An 18,470-nucleotide genomic window follows, 5' to 3' on the forward strand; every position below is an offset into this window, starting at 1 on the left:
GGAGACCGTCATGGATACCGCTGTTCTGATCGAGAACCTGATCTCGCCCATCACCCTGGCGTTTCTGCTGGGCATTCTGGCCACGCTGATCCGGTCCGACCTGGAGATCCCCGAGCCGGTGATCCGGATCTTTGCGATCTTCCTTCTGTTTTCCATCGGGCTGCAGGGCGGGCGAGAACTGGCGACATCGGACCTGTCGGGGATCGGTCCGGCGCTGCTGGTCACGCTCGTGGTCGTGCTGGGCGTGCCTGCGCTGGCCTTTCTGGTGGCCCGGCTGGCGCTGGGGCTGGACATCCGCAACGCTGCGGGGGTGGCGGCGCTGTATGGGTCGGTGTCGTCGGTGACTTTCCTGGTGGCGCAGAGCTACAGCGAAAGCATGGGGACGCCGATGCAGGGGTTCATCACCGGGCTGGTGGCGCTGATGGAGCTGGGAATCCTGGTGGCGCTGTTCTACGGGCGGCTGGCGTTGGCGCGGGCGGAAGGCGGACGGGGCGCGCCCCTGTCGGCGATCCTGCAGGAGACGCTGCGGGGCCGGGGATTGCTCTTGTTGGGGGGCGGGATGGTCATCGGGGCGGCGATTGGCGAGACGAACTTTGCCAAGATCGAGCCTTTCTTCGTCGACCTGTTCCGGGGCGTCCTGGTCCTGTTCATCTTGGAGATGGGCATGACGGCGGCGCGGCAGTTTCGGGAGTTTGCGTCCGTCGGAGGCCGGATGGTGGCCTTCGGGCTGGTCATGCCCTTGGTGCATGGGTTCATCGTCACGGGCTTGGCTACCGCGGCCGGGTTGTCGGTGGGGTCGGCCTTCGTCTTGGGCGCGGTGGCGGCCTCAGCGAGCTATATCGACGCCCCGGCAGCCGTGCGCGCGACCTTCCCCGAGGCCAACCCGGGGATCTACCTGACGGCGTCGCTCGGGATCACCTTCCCGTTCATGCTGCTGGCCGGAATCCCCATCATCTACCAGATGGCAGTCTTCTGGGCGTGAGCAACGGGGGTTGCGGCGCGGGTTTAGCGCAGCCGCAGCCCGTCCTTGTCGAACAGCATCGCGTCGCGGGCGTCGAAGCTGACGCCGACCTTGGCGCCGGGTTCCAGCGAGACCTGGTCATGACGTTCGATGATCAGCTTTTCGCCCGAAGGAGCTGTGAGGTGGACGTAGGAGACGCCACCCAAGGCCTCGGTCAGTTCAACGCGGTGGGTGTCGCCGGGACCGATCTTCAGGTGCTGGGGCCTAAGGCCGACGGTCACTTCGGCACCAGAGGCGGGAAGCGCGACCGTGCTGGCGACGGAGCCTGCGAGGCCCTTTGCGGCGACCGACCCGCCCTCGACCGCGCCCGCGACGAAGTTCATCGCAGGCGAGCCGATGAAGCCCGCGACGAACTTGTTGTCGGGGTTGTTGTAGAGGTCCAGGGGCTTGCCCACCTGTTCGATCCGGCCCGACCGCAGGACCACGATCTTGTCGGCCAGCGTCATCGCCTCGACCTGGTCGTGGGTAACGTAGATCATCGTCGCGCCGATCTCGCGGTGAAGCCTTGCGATTTCGACGCGCATTTCCACGCGCAGTTCGGCGTCGAGGTTGGAGAGCGGTTCGTCGAACAGGAACACCTCCGGCCCACGGACGATGGCGCGGCCGATGGCGACACGCTGGCGCTGGCCGCCGGAGAGCGCCTTGGGTTTGCGTTCGAGGAGCGGTTCAAGCTTCAGGATGCGGGCAGCCTCGGCGACCTTGCGGTCGATCTCGGCCTTGGGGTGGCCGGTCATCTTGAGGCCAAAGCCCATGTTTTCCGCGACCGTCATGTGCGGGTAGAGCGCGTAGGTCTGGAACACCATCGCGACGCCGCGTTCGGAGGGGTCGATGTAGGTCACGTCCCGCGCGCCGATGCGGATCGCGCCGGAACTGGTTTCCTCCAGTCCCGCGATCATGCGCAGCAGCGTCGACTTCCCGCAACCCGAGGGGCCGACGAAAACGCAGAACTCGCCATCGTCGATCTTCAGGTCGACCCCGTGGATCACCTGCACGTCGCCAAAGCGCTTGACGACCTTTTCCAGCGTCACTCCCGTCATGGGTTTTCCTCCCCCCGGTTAAACCTGTTCCGGAAAGCGCCAGCTTTCCGCTTCCGCCGCGATCTTCGCCGCGATGTCCTTGATCATCGGAGCCTGAGCCCCGAGTGCGTCCAAAGTCGTCCGCGCCGTGGTCGAGGTGACCGACAAGGCCCCCATCACCCGACCCTGGCGCGAGAGAATCGGGACGGCGCAGCAGATGATTCCCGACTCGTGCTCTTCCCGGTCCCAGGCGTGGCCGCGCTGGCGAATCGCCTGAAGCTCAGTCAGCAGCGCCTCGCGGCTGGCCAGCGTGTGGGACGTAAAGCGGTGGAAGGACTGGCGGGCAAGGGCTGCCTCCAGCGCCTCGGCAGGGAGGTAGGCGAGCATCGCCTTGCCGACGCCGGTGCAATAGGCGGGGCCGACCTTGCCGGCCTGGGCGAACATCTCCACCGGCTTTGCGGCGTTGCGCTTGTCGACGTAGAGGACCTGGCCGAGGTCCATCTGGGCGAGGTGAATCGTCTCGCCGGTTTTTGCTGCCAGATCATCGAGATAGGGCCGCGCAATGGGGGCGAGCGAGGATTGCGACCAGGCGGCGTGGGCCAGACGGACGAGGCGGACGCCAAGGGCATAGGTGCCGGTATCGGGGTCGAGCGTCAGCATTCCCTGGTGCGTGAGGGTCTGCAGCAGGCGGTAGAGCGTGGCCTTGGGATAGTCGGCCTCGGCCAGCAGATCGGAAAAGCGCACGGGGCGGCCGTGGCTGGCCACCATGTCCAAGACGTCCAGCGCCTTGCCCACCGTACCGTCAGCGTGTCCCTCCGCCCCCATCGTTCCCTCCCCGGAACGTCGTTGTTGACAGGATAGACGATAGCCGACATAGTTTTCAATATTCAAGACTAAGTTTCAAATAGTGAAACCAAACGGGAGGAAACCATGGTTCACAAACTGACGGGCGCGCTGGCGCTCGGGGCAGCCTTGATGCTGTCCACTTCGGCTTTCGCGCAGGACAAGCGCGTCGTCACCTGGAACGCGGACTATGACCCGATTCCGCTGGCCGCTGCCGAAGCCCTGATCGCCGATTTCGAGGCCGCGAACCCCGAGATCGACGTGGTCCTGACCAACTTCGACCACGAAGCCTACAAGAACGCGATCCGCAACTTCCTGACCGCGGACCCGCCGGACCTGGCCAACTGGTATGCCGCGAACCGGATGCGTCCGTTCGTGGAAGCGGGCCTGTTCGCGGACATCTCGGACGTGTGGGCCAACAACGGGCTGATGGACTCGCTCGCCTCGTCGGTGCTGTCGTCGACCATCGACGGCAAGCAGTACGCTATCCCCTACACCTACTATCAGTGGGGCATCTACTATAACCGCGACGCCTACAAGGCCGCTGGCGTGGACGTTCCCGGGCCGGAAGGCGTGACCTGGGACCAGTTCCTGGCCAACTGCGAGAAGTTCAAGGCCGCTGGCATCGACTGCGTGACCACCGGGTCTTCGGCGCTGTGGCCGGTTGCGGGCATCTTCGACTATGTCTCGATGCGCACCAACGGCTACCAGTTCCACTCGGACCTTGCTGCCGGCAAGATCTCGTGGACCTCGCCGGAAGTGGCGGCGGTGTTCGACAACTTCGGCAAGCTGCAGCCTTTCGTCACCGCGAACCATGCCGCGATCGACTGGCAGGATGCGGCGGCTCTCCTCGTGCAGGGCAAGGCTGCGAACTACGTGATGGGCAACTTCGCCGTTGGCGTCTTCAAGGAAGGCGGGATGACGAACGACAACCTGGGCTTCATGGTGTTCCCGGAAATCACCCCAGGCATCGCCCGCGCCGAGGAAGCGCCGACCGACACGATCCACCTGACCTCGGGCGCGAAGAACCCCGATGATGCGAAGACGTTCCTGGCCTACATGGCCAGCGCCGAAGCGCAGTCCAAGTGGAACGCGGCCGTGGGCCAGCTGCCCACCAACAAGAACGCGACGGTTGATGCGGCCGACCCGTTCCTGACCGCGGGCTTCCAGGCTCTGTCCACCGCGACGGGCGGGATCGCCCAGTTCTGGGACCGTGACGCGGATGCCGAATATGCCAAGGTCGGCATGGAAGGCTTCCAGCAGTTCCTGGTGCAGCCGGACCAGCGCGACGCGATCCTGGAGCGGCTGGAGCAGGCACGTACCCGCCTCTATCCGCAGTGATCTAGGCTAACGGGCGCCTCCCTTCCTGGGGGGCGCCTTTTCCGTTTTGCCGTTCTGTTTTCTGGGGGGGAGACATGGCTGAGGCAGCTTCGACCGCACCGCGGCGCTGGACCCAGAGGAGCGTGGCTCCGTGGCTGTTCCTGGCCCCCGGGCTGATCATGTTCACGATCTATGTGCTGTGGCCGATCGTGGAAAGCGTGACGCTGTCCTTCTATGACTGGGACGGGCTTTACAACAAGGATGGCGAGTTCACGGGCCGCTTCGTCGGGATGGGGAACTATTCCGAGCTGATGACGGACCCGGCCTTCACCGTCAGCCTGTGGAACAACCTGAAATGGCTGATCCTCTACATGCTGGCGCTGCCCATCGGGTTGTTCATCGCGATCTTCCTGAACCAGACCGTCACCGGAATCCGGCTTTACAAGTCGCTGTTCTTCTTCCCCTTCGTCATCAGCCAGGTCGTCGTCGGCCTGATCTTCGCCTGGTTCTATGCGCCGAACTTCGGCCTCTTCTACCTGCTGACAGAGAAGGTTTTCGGCCAGGGCACCGCGATCCTTGCCGACCCCGACCTTGTGACCTACGGCATCATCGCGGCCGGGCTTTGGCCGCAGATCGCCTATGTGATGATCCTCTACCTCACCGGCCTGAACAACGTCGCCCCCGACCAGGTCGAGGCGGCGCGGCTGGACGGGGCAAAGGGCTGGCGGATGCTGTGGTATGTGGTGCTGCCGCAGTTGCGCCCGGCCACGTTCATCGCCGTCATCGTCACGGTCATCGGCGCGCTGCGGTCCTTCGACCTTGTGTCGATCATGACCAACGGGGGGCCGTTCGGCTCCAGCCGGGTCCTCTCCTACTACATGTTCGAGATGGCTTTGGGCGAATACGGCTTCCGCATGGGCTATGGCGCGGCGATTGCCGTGGTCCTGTTCCTGATCATGATGGTCTTCATTTCGGGCTTCATCTGGAAGATGTGGCGCGACGAGAAGGAGCGCTGAGATGTTTCCGCGTCCGATCCAGAAATCCTCGACCGCCGCGCAGTGGATCTACACCATCGCCCTGCCGGTCGCCCTTCTCATCTGGCTGTTCCCGCTCCTCGGCGTGGCGCTGACCTCGCTGCGGCCCGCGTCGGACCTTGCGCAGGGCAACTACTTCGGCATGCCCTCCGGCATCGCCTGGGAGAATTACAAGTTCATCTTCACCGAAACGCCCATTGGCCAGTACATGATCAACTCGCTTTGGGTGACGATCCCGACGGTGATCGGCGCGGTGGGGCTGTCGTTGATGACGGGCTTTGCGCTGGCGGTCTACGGGTTCCGGGCGAACATCCTGGTGTTCTTCATGTTCGTGGCGGGTAACTTCGTCCCGTTCCAGATCCTGATGGTCCCGGTGCGCGACATGACGCTGCAGCTGGGGATGTACGACACCTGGTATGGCTTGGCGCTGTTCCACATCGCGTTCCAGACCGGGTTCTGCACGCTGTTCATGCGGAACTTCATCAAGGCGCTGCCGTTCGAACTGATCGAGGCCGCACGGGTGGAAGGGGTCAGCGAATGGCGGATCTTCTGGTACATTGTGTTGCCGCTGATGCGGCCTGCGATTGCGGCGCTGTCGGTGCTGGTCTTCACCTTCATCTGGAACGACTTCTTCTGGGCGACCGTGCTGACACAAGGGGTGGACAGCCAGCCGATCACCGCGGGTCTGTCGTCGCTGAACGGCCAGTGGATCGCGCAGTGGCATCTGGTGTCGGCGGGGTCGATCCTGGCCGCGCTGCCGCCGGTGGCGATGTTCTTCCTGATGCAGAAGCATTTCATCGCCGGTCTGACGCTTGGGGCGGTCAAGTGAGTGCGTCTGCCGGCCTGTCCTATGGCGACCGGGCTGGCAGCCGGGTAAGAACACGCAAGGCAGCGTGAAAGGCGTTACGCATGGCAGCGGTTTTTGACGATCTGAGGGGCCAGTCGGTGTTCATCACCGGCGGCGGATCGGGCATCGGCGCGGCGCTGACCGAGGCGTTCCTGCGCCAGGGGGCGAAGGTCGCTTTCTGCCAGCGGTCGGATGCGACGGCGTTCTGCGACGCGATGGAGGAGGCGACGGGGAACCGGCCGCTGTTCCTGCCCTGCGATATCTCGGTCACCGATCAGCTGCAGCTGACGCTGTCGACGGCGGCCAAGGTGCATGGGCCGATCACCGTCCTGGTGAACAACGCGGCGAACGACCAGCGGCACGAGACGCTGAAGACCGACGAGACCTTCTGGGACTGGTCGATGGCGGTGAACCTGCGGTCGTATTTCTTTGCCTGCCAGGCGGTCATCCCGGGGATGAAGGCGGCGGGCGGCGGGTCGATCATCAACTTCTCCTCGATCAGCTTCATGATGGCGGATGCGGGCTATGCCGCCTACATCACCGCCAATGCCGGGATCGTCGGGATGACCCGAACGCTGGCGCGCGAGTTCGGGGCGGACCGCATCAGGGTCAATGCGGTGGCGCCGGGCTGGGTGTTGACCGAGAAGCAGAAGGAAATGTGGGTCACGCCGGAAGGGCTGGCGGCGCATCTGGCGCGGCAGTGTATCCCGGACGAGATCAAGCCAGAGGACATGGCGGGGACGGTGCTGTTCCTGGCCTCGGATGCCTCGCGGATGATGACGTCGCAGACCCTGGTTCTGGATGGAGGGTTCATCTCGTCATGACCATGCAGGTGACACCCGACTGGATCGCGGTTGACTGGGGGACGTCCAACCTGCGGGCCTTTGCGATGACGGCGGATGGCCGCGTGCTGGACGAGGCTGTGTCGGACGAAGGCATGGGCAAGCTGACGCGCGAGGGGTTCGAGCCCGCATTGTTGCGGCTGATCGAGGGTTGGCTGGCCGGGCCGACGCTGGTGGTCGCCTGCGGGATGGTCGGCAGCCGCCAGGGCTGGTGCGAGGCGCCCTATCGGACGGTGCCGTGCACTCCGGTGGACCGGGCGGGGCTGGTGGCGGCGCCGACGACCGACCCGCGGCTGCGGGTGCTGATCGCGCCGGGGCTGAAGCAGGTCAGTCCGGCGGACGTGATGCGCGGCGAGGAGACGCAGATCGCGGGCGCGCTGCAAATGCTGCCGGGCTATGATGGCATCTTCTGCCTGCCGGGCACGCATTCGAAATGGGTGCAGGTCTCGGCCGGTGAAGTGGTCAGTTTCCAGACCTTCATGACCGGCGAGATGTTCGCGCTGTTGTCCGAGGCCTCGGTCCTACGGCACGGGATGCAGGGCGAGGGCTGGGACGATACGGCTTTTGATGCGGCCGTTTCGGACGCACTGTCGAAGCCCGAGAAGCTGGGCGCGCGGCTCTTCTCGCTGCGGGCCGAAGGGCTGATTGCCGGGCTGACGGCGGGTGCGGCCCGGGCGCGGTTGTCGGGGCTCTTGATCGGCACCGAACTCGCCGCCGCCCGACCCTATTGGCTGGGGCAGAGGGTGACGCTGGTCGGGGCGGAAAAGCTGTCCGCCGCCTATGCCCGCGCCCTGGCCCTGCAGGGGGTCGAAGCGAAACGGCTGTCGGCCACCGACTGCACCCTGGCGGGCCTCGGCTCGCTTTCCTTCCAGACCGAGGGCGCGAGATGAGCCACCGAAACCTGATCGCCATCCTGCGCGGGATCACTCCGGGTGAGGCCGCCGCCGCCGCTGAGGCGCTGGTGAAGGCCGGGATCACGCGGATCGAGGTGCCGTTGAACTCGCCGCAGCCGTTTGAGTCGATCGCTGCAATGGTCGCCGCGGTCCCGGGGGCCGAGATCGGGGCGGGGACGGTGCTGACGGTCGAAGAGGTCGCACGGGTCAAGGCGGCGGGGGGGACGCTGGTGGTGTCTCCGAACGCGGATGTCGAGGTGATCCGGGCGACTGTCGCGTCGGGGATGGCATCCTGGCCCGGGGTGATGACGCCGACCGAGTGCTTCGCAGCGATCAAGGCGGGGGCGACGGGGTTGAAGCTGTTCCCGGGCAGCCTGATCGGTCCCGAAGGGCTGAAGGCGATCCGCGCGGTCTTGCCGAAGGGCCTGCCGGTCTATGCGGTGGGGGGCGCGGGGCCTGCGAACTTTGCCGATTGGGCAAAAGCCGGGGCGAACGGGTTCGGGATCGGCACGGCGCTTTATGTGCCGGGCCTTTCGACCGACGAGATCGCCGCACGGGCAGCGGATATCGTCGCGGCCTATGACAAGGTGTTCGGATGATCTTCGACGCGCGCGCCTGTGAGCTGGGCGAAGGCCCGCTCTGGCATCCCATTCGTGAACAGCTGTTCTGGTTCGACATCCTGAACCGGACCATTCACTCACAAACGCGGTCCTGGACCTTTCCGGAATACGTCTCGGCCGCTGGCTGGATCAGCGCGGATGAGCTGCTGATCGCCTGCGAGACCGGCCTGTTCCGGCTGAATCTGGCGACGGGCGACCGCGCAACCGTGGCCAGCGCAGGGACGGCGGAGACTCGGTCGAACGACGGTCGCGCGGACCGGCAGGGCGGGTTCTGGTTCGGCACGATGGGGAAGAAAGCCGAGAAGGGCGCAGGCGCGATCTGGCGCTGGTATCGCGGCGAATTGCGGCAGCTTTTCAAGGGGATCAGCATCCCGAATTCGATCTGCTTTGCGGCTGACGGGTCGGCGGCGCATTTCGCGGACACCATCGCGGGCAAGGTAATGAAGGTCGCGCTGGATGCGGCAGGCTGGCCCAAGGGCGAGCCGCAGGTCTGGCTGGATCTGGCGCGCGCGGGTCTCAATCCGGACGGTGCAGTAATCGACGCCGAGGGGCGGTTCTGGAACGCGCAATGGGGCGCGGGCCGGGTAGCCTGCTACGGGCCGGACGGTGCCTTCCTGCACGCGGTCGAGACGCCTGATGCGCCGCAATCGTCCTGCCCGGCCTTCGGCGGCGCGGATCTGAAAACGCTTTTCGTCACCACCGCCCTTGAACACATGGACGCCGAGGCGCGCGCGAAGCATCCGGCCTCGGGCCAGCTTTTCGCCTTCCCCGGCGTCGCCAAGGGGCTTCCCGAACCTAAGGTCAAAGTATGAAAAGAACGCTTGGTGTCTGCTACTACCCCGAACACTGGAACGAGGCGCAATGGGCCGAGGACGCCGCCCGGATGGCCCGCCTGGGCCTGACCTGGGTCAGGATCGGCGAATTCGCCTGGAGCCGGATGGAGCCCGAGCCGGGGCGCTATGACTGGGCCTGGCTCGACCGCGCGATCGAGACTCTGGGCGCGCGCGGTCTGAAGGTCGTCCTGGGCACGCCCACGGCCACCCCGCCGCGCTGGATGATCGACCGTCACCCCGACATGCTGCCGGTGGACGCCCAGGGTCGGCAAAAGGTCTTCGGGTCACGGCGGCACTATGACTTCTCGCACCAGGGCTACCGCGCCGAATGCGCGAAGATCGTCACCGCGCTGGCGGAACGCTACGGGAAGAACCCGCATGTGGCCGCCTGGCAGACCGACAACGAATATGCCTGCAACGAGACGACGCTTTCCTATTCCGAGGCCGCGAAGACCGCGTTCCAGGATTGGCTGGCGCAGAAGTACCAGTCGCCCGACGCGCTGAACCGGGCCTGGGGCAACGTGTTCTGGTCGATGGAATACCGCGACTTCCGCGAGATCGGCCTGCCGAACCTGACGGTGTGCGAGCCGAACCCGTCCCATGTGATGGACTTCCGCCGCTTTGCGTCCGAGGAGGTGCGGAGTTTCAACAAGCTGCAGGTGGACATCATCCGCAAGCACTCCACGGCCCCGGTGGCGCACAACTTCATGGGCGCGATCACCGAGTTCGACCATTGGGACGTGGGCGCGGACCTCGATATCGCGTCCTGGGACAGCTATCCTCTGGGCTTCCTGTCCGACCGCATCCCGGCGGACGCGGACCACAAGCGGCGGTTTGTGCGGCAGGGCGACCCGGATTTCCAGGCGTTCCACCATGACCTCTACCGCGCCGTGGGCCGGGGCCGCTGGTGGATCATGGAGCAGCAGCCGGGCCCGGTGAACTGGGCGCCTTACAACCCCGATCCGCTGCCCGGGATGGCGCGGCTTTGGGCCTGGGAGGCGTTCGCGCATGGGGCCGAGGCGGTGTGCTACTTCCGCTGGCGGCAGGCGCCCTTTGCGCAGGAGCAGATGCATGCGGGACTGTTGCGGCCCGACAGTGCGCCCGCGCAGGCCTTTGGCGAGGCCGAGCAGGTGGCGCAGGAGCTGGCGGGGATGCCTGCGGAGGCCGGGACCGGCAAGGCCGATGTGGCGCTGGTCTTCGACTACGAATCCGACTGGGCCTGGGAGATCCAGCCTCAGGGCCGAAGCTTCCAGTATTTCTGGCTGGTGTTCCACGTCTACAAGGGCCTGCGGCGGCTGGGGCTGAACGTGGATATTGTCCGGCCGGATGTGGCCGACTTGTCTGCTTACAAGCTGGTGCTGGCTCCCGGAGTGTTCAGCTTGTCCGACCCCCTGAAGGCGGCGCTGGCGAGGTTCGAGGGGACGGCGATCCTGGGGCCGAGGACGAATTCGAAGACGAAGGACTTTTCGATCCCGGTGCCGCTCCCCCCTGCCCTGCCAGGGCTGGATGCGGTGATCGCGCGGGTCGAAAGTCTGCCGCCGGACGTGCCAGTGCCGCTGGCGCAGGGTGGCGCGCTGGTGAACTGGCGGGAAAAGCTGGAAGGCTCGGCGCAGGTGGTGGAAGTGGCCGAGGACGGTTGGCCCGCGCTGGTGGCGGCGGGCAAGCTGCACTACCTTGGCGGCTGGCCGGACGAGGTGGCGCTGACCCGGATCCTGAACCGTGCCTGTGCGGCGGAGGGGATCGAGTGCGACCCGCTGCCCGAAGGCTTGCGGCGCAGGGATACGGCAACGCACCGGTTCCTGTTCAACTGCAACCCGGTGCCCGCGGAATGGGGCGGGGTCACGATCCCTCCGGCCGGGGTGTTGTGGACGGCAAAGTAGGGTGGGCAGGTTGCCCACCTTACGCCTGGGTCAGTCCTGAACCGACACCGTGCCGCTGACCGGCAGGAAGGCGGCGGCGTTGGGGCCGAGGGTCAGGCGGTCGCCCTGCAGGAGAGCGCGGAGCGAGGGGCCGGTGGGCGCGCCCACGCCGGACACGGTGACCGACAGCGCCACGGGCGAGAGGTTGAAGAGACAGAGAAGCGCCCCTTCGCCTTCGCCGCGGATGAAGCCCAGCACGGGCTCGCGAAGGTCCAGGAAGCGGGTCCTGCCCGCCCTCAGCGCCTCGGAGCCTTTGCGGAAGGCCAAGGCAGCCCGGTAATGTTCCAGCACTGACCCCTGCGCGCCCTCTTGCGAGGCGACATTGCGGGCGGCCTGTTCGGGCTTGACCGGGAGCCAGGGCTTGGCCGTCGAAAAGCCCGCGTTGGGTGAGGCGTCCCAGACCATCGGCGTGCGGGTGTTGTCGCGGCCGATAGGTTCGGGCCAGAAGTTGATGCCCTGGGGATCGGTCAGTTCCTCGAAGTCCAAGGGCGTGTCGGTCTGGCCCAGCTCCTCACCCTGCCAGAGGCAGATCGAGCCTTCGAAGGCGAGGAGGAGCGAACCGGCCTGCTTGGCCACCGCCTCGACGCTTTCGCCGTGCTTGGCCCAGCGGGTGGCATGGCGGACGACGTCGTGGTTGGAGAAAGCCCACATCGGCCAGCCGTCAGGGGCGCCCTTGAAGAAACCCTCGATCCGGTCACGAAAGAAGGCGGCGGAATAGTCATACCCCATCAGCTCGAACGAGTAGCACTGATGCAGCCGCCCGGGCGCGGTGTATTCGCCCATCATGCGGATCGCGTGGTGGGCTTCGCCCATCTCTCCCACGCTCGCCGCGCCGTATTCGTCAAGGAGGGTGCGGATGCGTTCCATCCACATCAGGTTCTCGGGCTGGTTCTTCGAGAAGATGTGGTACTGCATCCCGTAGGGGTTGGCCTCGGGCTCGGCCTTGACGCGGTAGTCGGCTGGATTGTCGCGGAAGAGGGGGTCGTGGAAGAAGTAGTTGACGGTGTCGAAGCGGAAGCCGTCGACGCCCCGTTCCAGCCAGAAGCGCATAGCCTCAAGGGCCCAGTCCTGGACGTCCGGGTTGTGGTAGTTGAGGTCGGGTTGCGAGGTCAGGAAGTTGTGCAGGTAGTACTGCTTGCGGCGCGCGTCCCACTGCCAGACCGAGCCGCCGAAGACCGAGATCCAGTTGCTGGGCGGAGAGCCGTCGTGTTTCGGGTCGGCCCAGACGTACCAGTCGGCCTTCGGGTTCAGCCGGTCCTTGCGGCTTTCGGCGAAGAACGGGTGCTGGTCCGAGGTGTGGCTGAGGACCTGGTCGATGATGACCTTGAGGCCCAGTTCATGCGCGCGGGCGACCATCGCGTCGAAATCGGCCAGCGTGCCGAAGACCGGGTCGACGTCGCAGTAGTCGGAGACGTCATAGCCCATGTCCTTCATCGGGCTTTTGAAGAACGGGGACAGCCAGACAGCATCGACCCCGAGCGCCGCCAAGTGGTCGAGCCTGCGGGTGATGCCGGGCAGGTCGCCGACGCCGTCGCCGTTCGAATCCTGGAAGGACCGGGGATAGACCTGATAGGTCACGGCGCCACGCCACCAGTCGGACATTCCCACCCCCAGATGTTCGGATATCCCTGCGCCATAGCGGCGGTCGGGGCGGGGCAAAAGTCCAAAGCGTTTGGGATGCCTGTTTGCAGAGCAGAATCCGGCGCGTTGCGGCACATCGGCCACGACGCTGCACAGGGAATAGGCTGTAACGGTGACAATATCCCGGTTGACCGTTGCAGGGACCGGGCGCAGGTTGCGCGCCTTACCCGGAGCGTCAGCGCATGACCAAAGCCCCCCTGATAACCCCTGTCCTGATCGCCGGCTGCGTGATCCTGATGATCTCGTTCGCGATCCGGGCCAGTTTCGGGGTGTTCCAGATCCCGATTGCGTCCGAGTTCGGCTGGCTGCGCGCCGATTTCTCATTGGCCATCGCGATCCAGAACCTGGCCTGGGGGATCGGACAGCCGCTGTTCGGGGCGCTCGCGGAACGCTTTGGCGACCGCAAGGCGATCATCGCGGGGGCGCTTTTGTATGCGGCGGGGCTGGTGACCAGTGCCTTTGCCGTGACGCCGGGGCAGCATCAGCTGCTGGCGATCCTGGTGGGCTTTGGCATCGCGGGGACCGGGTTCGGGGTGATCCTGGCCATCGTGGGCCGGGCCTCCAGCCCCGAGAACCGGTCGATGGCTTTGGGCATCGCCACGGCGGCGGGCTCGGCCGGGCAGGTCTTCGGCGCGCCGACGGCCGAGTTCCTGCTACAGTCCTACAGCTGGCAGACGGTGTTCATCATCTTTGCCGTGGTGATCCTGGCGACGCTGGCGGCGTTGCCGTTCCTGAGAAGCCCACAACTGGCGTCCAAGCAGGAGCTGGAGGAGAGCCTGGGGACCGTGCTGGTCCGGGCGTTCAAGGACCCGTCCTATACGCTGATCTTCCTGGGGTTCTTTTCCTGCGGCTATCAACTCGCGTTCATCACCGCGCATTTCCCGGCCTTCGTGACCGAGCTCTGCTCGCCCATCGACGCAGGCGGTGTGCTGGCGGGGCTGGGGATCACCACGACCTCGGCGCTTGGCGCCGTATCCATCGCGGTGATCGGCCTTTTCAACATCGCAGGGACGCTGACGGCGGGGTGGCTGGGGAAGCGGTATACCAAGAAGTACCTCTTGTTCGGCATCTATGTCGGGCGGACCATCGCGGCGGCGGTGTTCATCCTGTTGCCGATCACGCCGGTTTCCGTGCTGATCTTTTCAGCCGTCATGGGGGCGCTGTGGCTGGCGACGGTGCCGCTGACGAGCGGATTGGTCGCGCATATCTACGGCATCCGCTATATGGGGACTTTGTACGGTGTGGTGTTCCTGAGCCACCAGATCGGCGGGTTCCTGGGGGTGTGGTTGGGGGGCAGGATGTATGACCTGAGCGGCGACTACACTTTGGTCTGGTGGATCGGGGTCGGCGTGGGGGCGTTCAGCGCACTGGTCCACCTGCCGATCCGGGAACGCGCGATCATCGCGCAACCGGCCTGAGAAAGACCCGCACGTGAAAGCCGGTATCGCCGCCCTCCTGCTTGCCTATGTCTTCAGTCAGTTCTACCGCGCCTTCCTTGCGGTGCTGGCGCCTGTGCTGACCCGGGATCTGGGGGTGACGGCGGCGGACCTTGCCTCGGCCTCGGGCTGGTGGTTCCTGGCCTTTGCGTCGATGCAGATCCCGATCGGGTCGGCGTTGGACCGGGTCGGCCCGCGCCTGACGGCAGGGGTGCTGATGGCCGTGGGGGCGGGCGGGGCGCTGCTGTTCAGCCACGCGACCGGGGCCTTCGAGATCAAGCTGGCGATGGCGCTGATCGGGGTGGGCTGCGCGCCGGTGCTGATGGCGAGCTATTTCATCTTTGCGCGGCAGTTTTCGCCTGCGGTCTTCGGGACCTTGGCCGGGATCACTATCGGTGTAGGGTCGCTGGGCAACGTGGCGTCTTCGCTGCCCTTGTCGGCGGCGGTGGATGCCTTCGGCTGGCGCGAGACGGTGCTGGGTCTGGCGGCGGTGACCGCTGCTGTGGCGCTGGCGATCCTGGTGCTGGTCCGCGATCCGGAGCGGCTGCAGACGGCGCGGGACGGGTCGCTGATGGACCTTTTGCGCATTCCGGCGATCTGGCCGATCCTGGCGATGATGGTGGTCTGCTACATGCCCATCGCGGGGATCCGGGGGCTGTGGGTCGGGCCGTATTTCTCGGATGTGCATGGGGCGGACCAGCGCGCCATCGGGCAGGTCGGACTGTGGATGGGCTTGGCGATGGTCGCGGGCAACTTTGCTTATGGGCCGCTGGACCGCTGGCTCGGCACGCGGAAATGGGTGATCTTCTGGGGCAATGTGCTGACGGTGGCCTGCCTGGTGGGGCTGTGGTGGTTCGCAGCTGCCCCTGCCGCCGTGGCGACCGCGCTGCTGGTGGCGGCGGGGTTCTTCGGGGCAAGCTTTCCGATGGTCATCGCGCATGGCCGGGCCTTCTTTCCGCCGCAGCTGATGGGGCGGGGGGTGACGCTCTTGAACCTCTTCGGCATCGCGCCCATCGGGATCGCGCAGATCGTGACGGGGCGCATCCATGCCGGGACCGAAGCGGTGACCCCCGCCGCTCCTTTCGAGGCGGTGTTCCTGTTCTTCGCGCTGGTCACGGCGGCGGGCCTGGCCGTCTACCTTCTGTCACAGGACCGGACGGACTGACGCGGGGCGCCGGTCAGGGCGGGGGGACGGCATGGGATCGGGTTGCCGTGTCCGCGGCGGTCAGGATTCTGGGGTTCAGGAATGCGCGACCAACGATGTCCCAATCAGACTCGATATTAGATTATCGGGTCTTGAGTAGGTGCTCGCACCCAAACACTGACACATTTATCCTTTTCGATGTCTCGACCAAGAGCTTAAGCACGTACTCCGCCTTGAGTTCACCCTTCGGGAGCTCAACAAAATACTGGCCGACCGCTTCCCAGAAGATGACCTTGCAAACGCATGTGCTTGGCTCAACGCTTCGCTCATAGAGTTCGTATCCAGCCCATCCTTCATCCGCTGATTCTACCCAGAATACTTCATACTCATTCCGGAAGGTCTCTTGCAGCGATGCGACCCGCACTCGACTGTGTTCCATTTTTCCAAGCCTAACGGTTGGTTCGATCTCAACGAGATGGTTCAACAACTTTGGGATGTCCTCTGTTCTTGCGCAACTCGTATCAGTCCTGTGGATGTCCGGCGCGTTCGACAATCGGAGCCAGGACCAAGCCTTCCCAGCCAAAGGTTGCAATGTTCCGGCGTCGAATCCGCTTCCCCCCGCGCGGACCTTAGGCTAACAGCCGCCCGTCCCACCTTTGGGACGGACAAAGGAGAACCCCGATGGGCTACAAGGTCGTCGTCGCGGGTGCCACGGGCAACGTGGGCCGCGAAATGCTGAACATCCTCGCCGAGCGCGAGTTCCCGGTCGATGAGATCGCTGCGCTGGCGTCGCGCAAATCTCTCGGCACTGAAGTCAGCTTTGGCGACAAGACTATCAAGACCAAGGACTTGGACACTTTCGACTTCACTGGCTGGGACATCGCGCTTTTTGCCGTGGGGTCCGAGGCGACGAAGGTCTATGCCCCGAAGGCCGCCGCGGCGGGCTGCGTGGTGATCGACAACTCGTCGCTCTACCGCTACGACCCGGACATCCCGCTGATCGTGCCGGAAGTGAACGCCGACGCGATCCACGCCTACAAGAACAAGAACATCATCGCGAACCCGAACTGCTCGACCGCGCAGATGGTGGTGGCGCTGAAGCCGCTGCATGACCGGGCGAAGATCACCCGCGTCGTGGTCAGCACCTACCAGTCCGTCTCGGGCGCCGGGAAGGAAGGGATGGACGAGCTCTGGAACCAGACCAAGTCGATCTACAACCCGGTCGACGAGGTTCCGGCGAAGAAGTTCTCCAAGCAGATCGCCTTCAACGTGATCCCGCATATCGACGTCTTCCTGGACAGTGGCGAGACCAAGGAAGAATGGAAGATGGTGGCCGAGACGAAGAAGATCCTCGACCCGAAGATCAAGGTCACCGCGACCTGCGTCCGGGTGCCGGTGTTCGTGGGCCATTCCGAGGCGATCAATATCGAGACCGAGGAGTTCCTGGACTGGCAGGAGGCGCAGGACATCCTGCGCGAGGCGCCCGGTGTCATGCTGGTCGATAAGCGGGAACCGGGTGGCTACATCACTCCCATCGAATGCGTGGGCGAGTTTGCGACCTATGTCAGCCGGGTGCGGCAGGATTCGACCATCGAGAACGGGCTGAACCTGTGGTGCGTGTCCGACAACCTGCGCAAGGGCGCGGCGCTGAACGCGGTGCAGATTGCGGAACTGCTGGGGTCCAAGGTCCTGAAGAAGGGCTAAGGGTTTCTTAACCCTGATTTGCGAGGGTCTTGGCTTATGGCCGAGACCCTTTTTCATTGCGATGACATCCTCTGGGCGCGTTTCTTGGCGCTATGCAAGGCGCGGGACGAGACGCCGGGAGCAGTGCTGCGCGATCTTGTGCGGCTGGAAGTCCAGCGCTGCGACCGCCGCAAAGCGAGGAGTGCCGAAGGCATCGACGAGCGGCTCCTCGTGCGCCTTCGGCTTCTCGTCGCTGAAGCGCTGACGGTTTCGGAAAGCTGGGGAGAGCTTCAGATCGCACTTCGGGAGCGCGGGCTTCGGTATGTTCCGTCAGGCGGCGGGCTGGTTCTGACGGATCTCGCAACGGGCGAAGTACTCGCCAAGTCCAGCCAGGTCGGGCCGCCCTACATGGCGCTCGTCCGCCGCTTCGGCACGGGCTTCCCCGGCCACCCGCAGCCGGGAATTGCCGCCCAGGCCCTCGCCCGCGCCTGACCCCTTGCGCCTGCCCGTCGCACGGGCTTTCCTGTCCCACCCACAGGAGACCCGCGATGACCCAGCCGATGCTTCCCCTTTCCGACGGCCGCCAGATCCCGCAGCTGGGCTTTGGCCTCTGGCGGGTTCCCGCCGCGACGACCGCCGAGACAACGGCCGCTGCCCTGCGCATGGGGTACCGGCTGGTCGACGGCGCGGCGGTCTATGGCAACGAAGTGGGTCAGGGCGAGGGCGTCCGAGCCTCGGCCCTTTCGCGCGATCAGGTCTTTGTCACGACCAAGGTCTGGAACAGCGAGCAGGGGTTCGACAAGGCGATCCGCGCCGCCGAAGGCAGCCTCAAGCGGTTGGGTCTGAGCCATGTCGACCTCCTCCTCGTCCACTGGCCATGCCCGGCCAAGGACCTTTACCTTAACACCTGGCGCGCGCTGATCCGGCTGCGGGAGGAGGGCCGCGCGCTGTCCATCGGCGTGTCGAACTTCAAGGAGCCGCATCTGGAGCGGATCATCGGCGAGACGGGCGTCACCCCCGTCCTGAACCAGGTCGAGATCAACCCGCGCCTGCAGCAGCCTGCGCTGCGGGCGTTCCACGCAAAGCACGGCATTGTCACGCAAAGCTGGACGCCTTTGGGCGAGGGGCGGAGCTTTGACGCAGGCCCGATCCAGGCGGCCGCACAGCGGACCGGCAAGACCCCGGTCCAGGTCATCCTGCGCTGGCACCTGCAGATCGGCGCCTCGGTCATCCCGCGGTCCACCCGGGAGGCGGGGCTGCGCGAGAATCTGGACCTGTTCGACTTTGCCCTGACCGAGGCGGAGATGGCCGCCATTGCCGCTTTGGACGAAGGCAAGCGTTGCGGGCCCGATCCGTCAGAGTTCAACATGGATTGACG

General features: G+C 65.5%; 17 protein-coding genes. 14 read left to right on the forward strand and 3 right to left on the reverse strand.

Going from position 1 to position 18,470, the window contains the following annotated elements; all coding sequences use genetic code 11:
• The first annotated feature begins 10 nt into the window (after positions 1-10).
• Positions 11-982 (forward strand): sodium-dependent bicarbonate transport family permease, encoded by a 972-nt coding sequence (locus tag AC2EAL_RS01420; RefSeq protein ID WP_484722388.1) that lies wholly within the window; start codon positions 11-13, stop codon positions 980-982.
• A gap of 23 nt (positions 983-1,005) precedes the next feature.
• Here the strand turns inward: AC2EAL_RS01420 and AC2EAL_RS01425 are convergent, their stop codons facing one another.
• Positions 1,006-2,058, reverse strand: coding sequence for an ABC transporter ATP-binding protein (locus AC2EAL_RS01425; protein ID WP_484722389.1), 1,053 nt, complete (start codon positions 2,056-2,058; stop codon positions 1,006-1,008).
• Between the two features lie 18 nt (positions 2,059-2,076).
• Positions 2,077-2,862 carry an IclR family transcriptional regulator gene (locus AC2EAL_RS01430; RefSeq protein ID WP_484722390.1) on the reverse strand — a complete coding sequence of 262 codons (786 nt, stop codon included), beginning with the start codon at positions 2,860-2,862 and terminating at the stop codon, positions 2,077-2,079.
• A 105-nt stretch (positions 2,863-2,967) separates the two neighbouring features.
• Here AC2EAL_RS01430 and AC2EAL_RS01435 point away from each other — a divergent pair, with 105 nt between their 5' ends.
• The 8 genes from AC2EAL_RS01435 to AC2EAL_RS01470 all read left to right on the forward strand — a co-directional run bounded on the left by AC2EAL_RS01435 (position 2,968) and on the right by AC2EAL_RS01470 (position 11,149).
• Positions 2,968-4,221, forward strand: a complete 1,254-nt coding sequence (locus AC2EAL_RS01435; RefSeq protein WP_484722391.1) for an ABC transporter substrate-binding protein — start codon at positions 2,968-2,970, stop codon at positions 4,219-4,221.
• Between the two features lie 74 nt (positions 4,222-4,295).
• The gene (locus tag AC2EAL_RS01440) at positions 4,296-5,216 is read left to right on the forward strand and encodes a carbohydrate ABC transporter permease (protein WP_484722392.1); all 921 of its coding nucleotides are present in this window, start codon (positions 4,296-4,298) and stop codon (positions 5,214-5,216) included.
• 1 nt (position 5,217) lies between these two features.
• Positions 5,218-6,063: a carbohydrate ABC transporter permease gene (locus AC2EAL_RS01445; RefSeq protein WP_484722393.1), complete on the forward strand. Its 846-nt coding sequence runs from the start codon at positions 5,218-5,220 to the stop codon at positions 6,061-6,063.
• 80 nt (positions 6,064-6,143) lie between these two features.
• Entirely contained in the window at positions 6,144-6,905 is a 762-nt protein-coding gene (locus AC2EAL_RS01450) for an SDR family NAD(P)-dependent oxidoreductase (protein ID WP_484722394.1), read from the forward strand.
• Positions 6,902-7,813, forward strand: a complete 912-nt coding sequence (locus tag AC2EAL_RS01455; RefSeq protein ID WP_484722395.1) for a 2-dehydro-3-deoxygalactonokinase — start codon at positions 6,902-6,904, stop codon at positions 7,811-7,813. The genes AC2EAL_RS01450 and AC2EAL_RS01455 overlap by 4 nt, the downstream gene beginning before the upstream one ends.
• Positions 7,810-8,415, forward strand: a complete 606-nt coding sequence (locus AC2EAL_RS01460; RefSeq protein ID WP_484722396.1) for a 2-dehydro-3-deoxy-6-phosphogalactonate aldolase — start codon at positions 7,810-7,812, stop codon at positions 8,413-8,415. The genes AC2EAL_RS01455 and AC2EAL_RS01460 overlap by 4 nt, the downstream gene beginning before the upstream one ends.
• The gene (locus tag AC2EAL_RS01465; protein ID WP_484722397.1) at positions 8,412-9,248 is read left to right on the forward strand and encodes an SMP-30/gluconolactonase/LRE family protein; all 837 of its coding nucleotides are present in this window, start codon (positions 8,412-8,414) and stop codon (positions 9,246-9,248) included. The genes AC2EAL_RS01460 and AC2EAL_RS01465 overlap by 4 nt, the downstream gene beginning before the upstream one ends.
• Positions 9,245-11,149, forward strand: a complete 1,905-nt coding sequence (locus AC2EAL_RS01470) for a beta-galactosidase (protein WP_484722398.1) — start codon at positions 9,245-9,247, stop codon at positions 11,147-11,149. The genes AC2EAL_RS01465 and AC2EAL_RS01470 overlap by 4 nt, the downstream gene beginning before the upstream one ends.
• Positions 11,150-11,179: 30 nt before the next feature.
• On the opposite strand, the gene AC2EAL_RS01475 is transcribed toward AC2EAL_RS01470, so the two are convergent.
• Positions 11,180-12,790, reverse strand: a complete 1,611-nt coding sequence (locus AC2EAL_RS01475; protein ID WP_484722399.1) for an alpha-amylase family glycosyl hydrolase — start codon at positions 12,788-12,790, stop codon at positions 11,180-11,182.
• Between the two features lie 221 nt (positions 12,791-13,011).
• On the opposite strand from AC2EAL_RS01475, the gene AC2EAL_RS01480 reads away from it, so the two are divergent.
• The 5 genes from AC2EAL_RS01480 (at position 13,012) to AC2EAL_RS01500 (ending at position 18,468) form a co-directional block, all read left to right on the forward strand.
• Positions 13,012-14,247: an MFS transporter gene (locus AC2EAL_RS01480; RefSeq protein WP_484722400.1), complete on the forward strand. Its 1,236-nt coding sequence runs from the start codon at positions 13,012-13,014 to the stop codon at positions 14,245-14,247.
• Between the two features lie 13 nt (positions 14,248-14,260).
• Entirely contained in the window at positions 14,261-15,430 is a 1,170-nt protein-coding gene (locus AC2EAL_RS01485; protein ID WP_484722401.1) for an MFS transporter, read from the forward strand.
• Positions 15,431-16,090: 660 nt separating this feature from the next.
• Complete coding sequence (locus AC2EAL_RS01490) at positions 16,091-17,113, forward strand: aspartate-semialdehyde dehydrogenase (protein ID WP_484722402.1); 1,023 nt, start codon at positions 16,091-16,093, stop codon at positions 17,111-17,113.
• Positions 17,114-17,149: 36 nt separating this feature from the next.
• Positions 17,150-17,584: a hypothetical protein gene (locus AC2EAL_RS01495; protein ID WP_484722403.1), complete on the forward strand. Its 435-nt coding sequence runs from the start codon at positions 17,150-17,152 to the stop codon at positions 17,582-17,584.
• 56 nt (positions 17,585-17,640) lie between these two features.
• A complete protein-coding gene (locus AC2EAL_RS01500) occupies positions 17,641-18,468 on the forward strand; it encodes an aldo/keto reductase (protein WP_484722404.1) in 828 nt (275 codons plus the stop codon).
• Positions 18,469-18,470 lie beyond the last annotated feature (2 nt).

It is taken from the genome of Tabrizicola sp. T74, assembly GCF_057219935.1.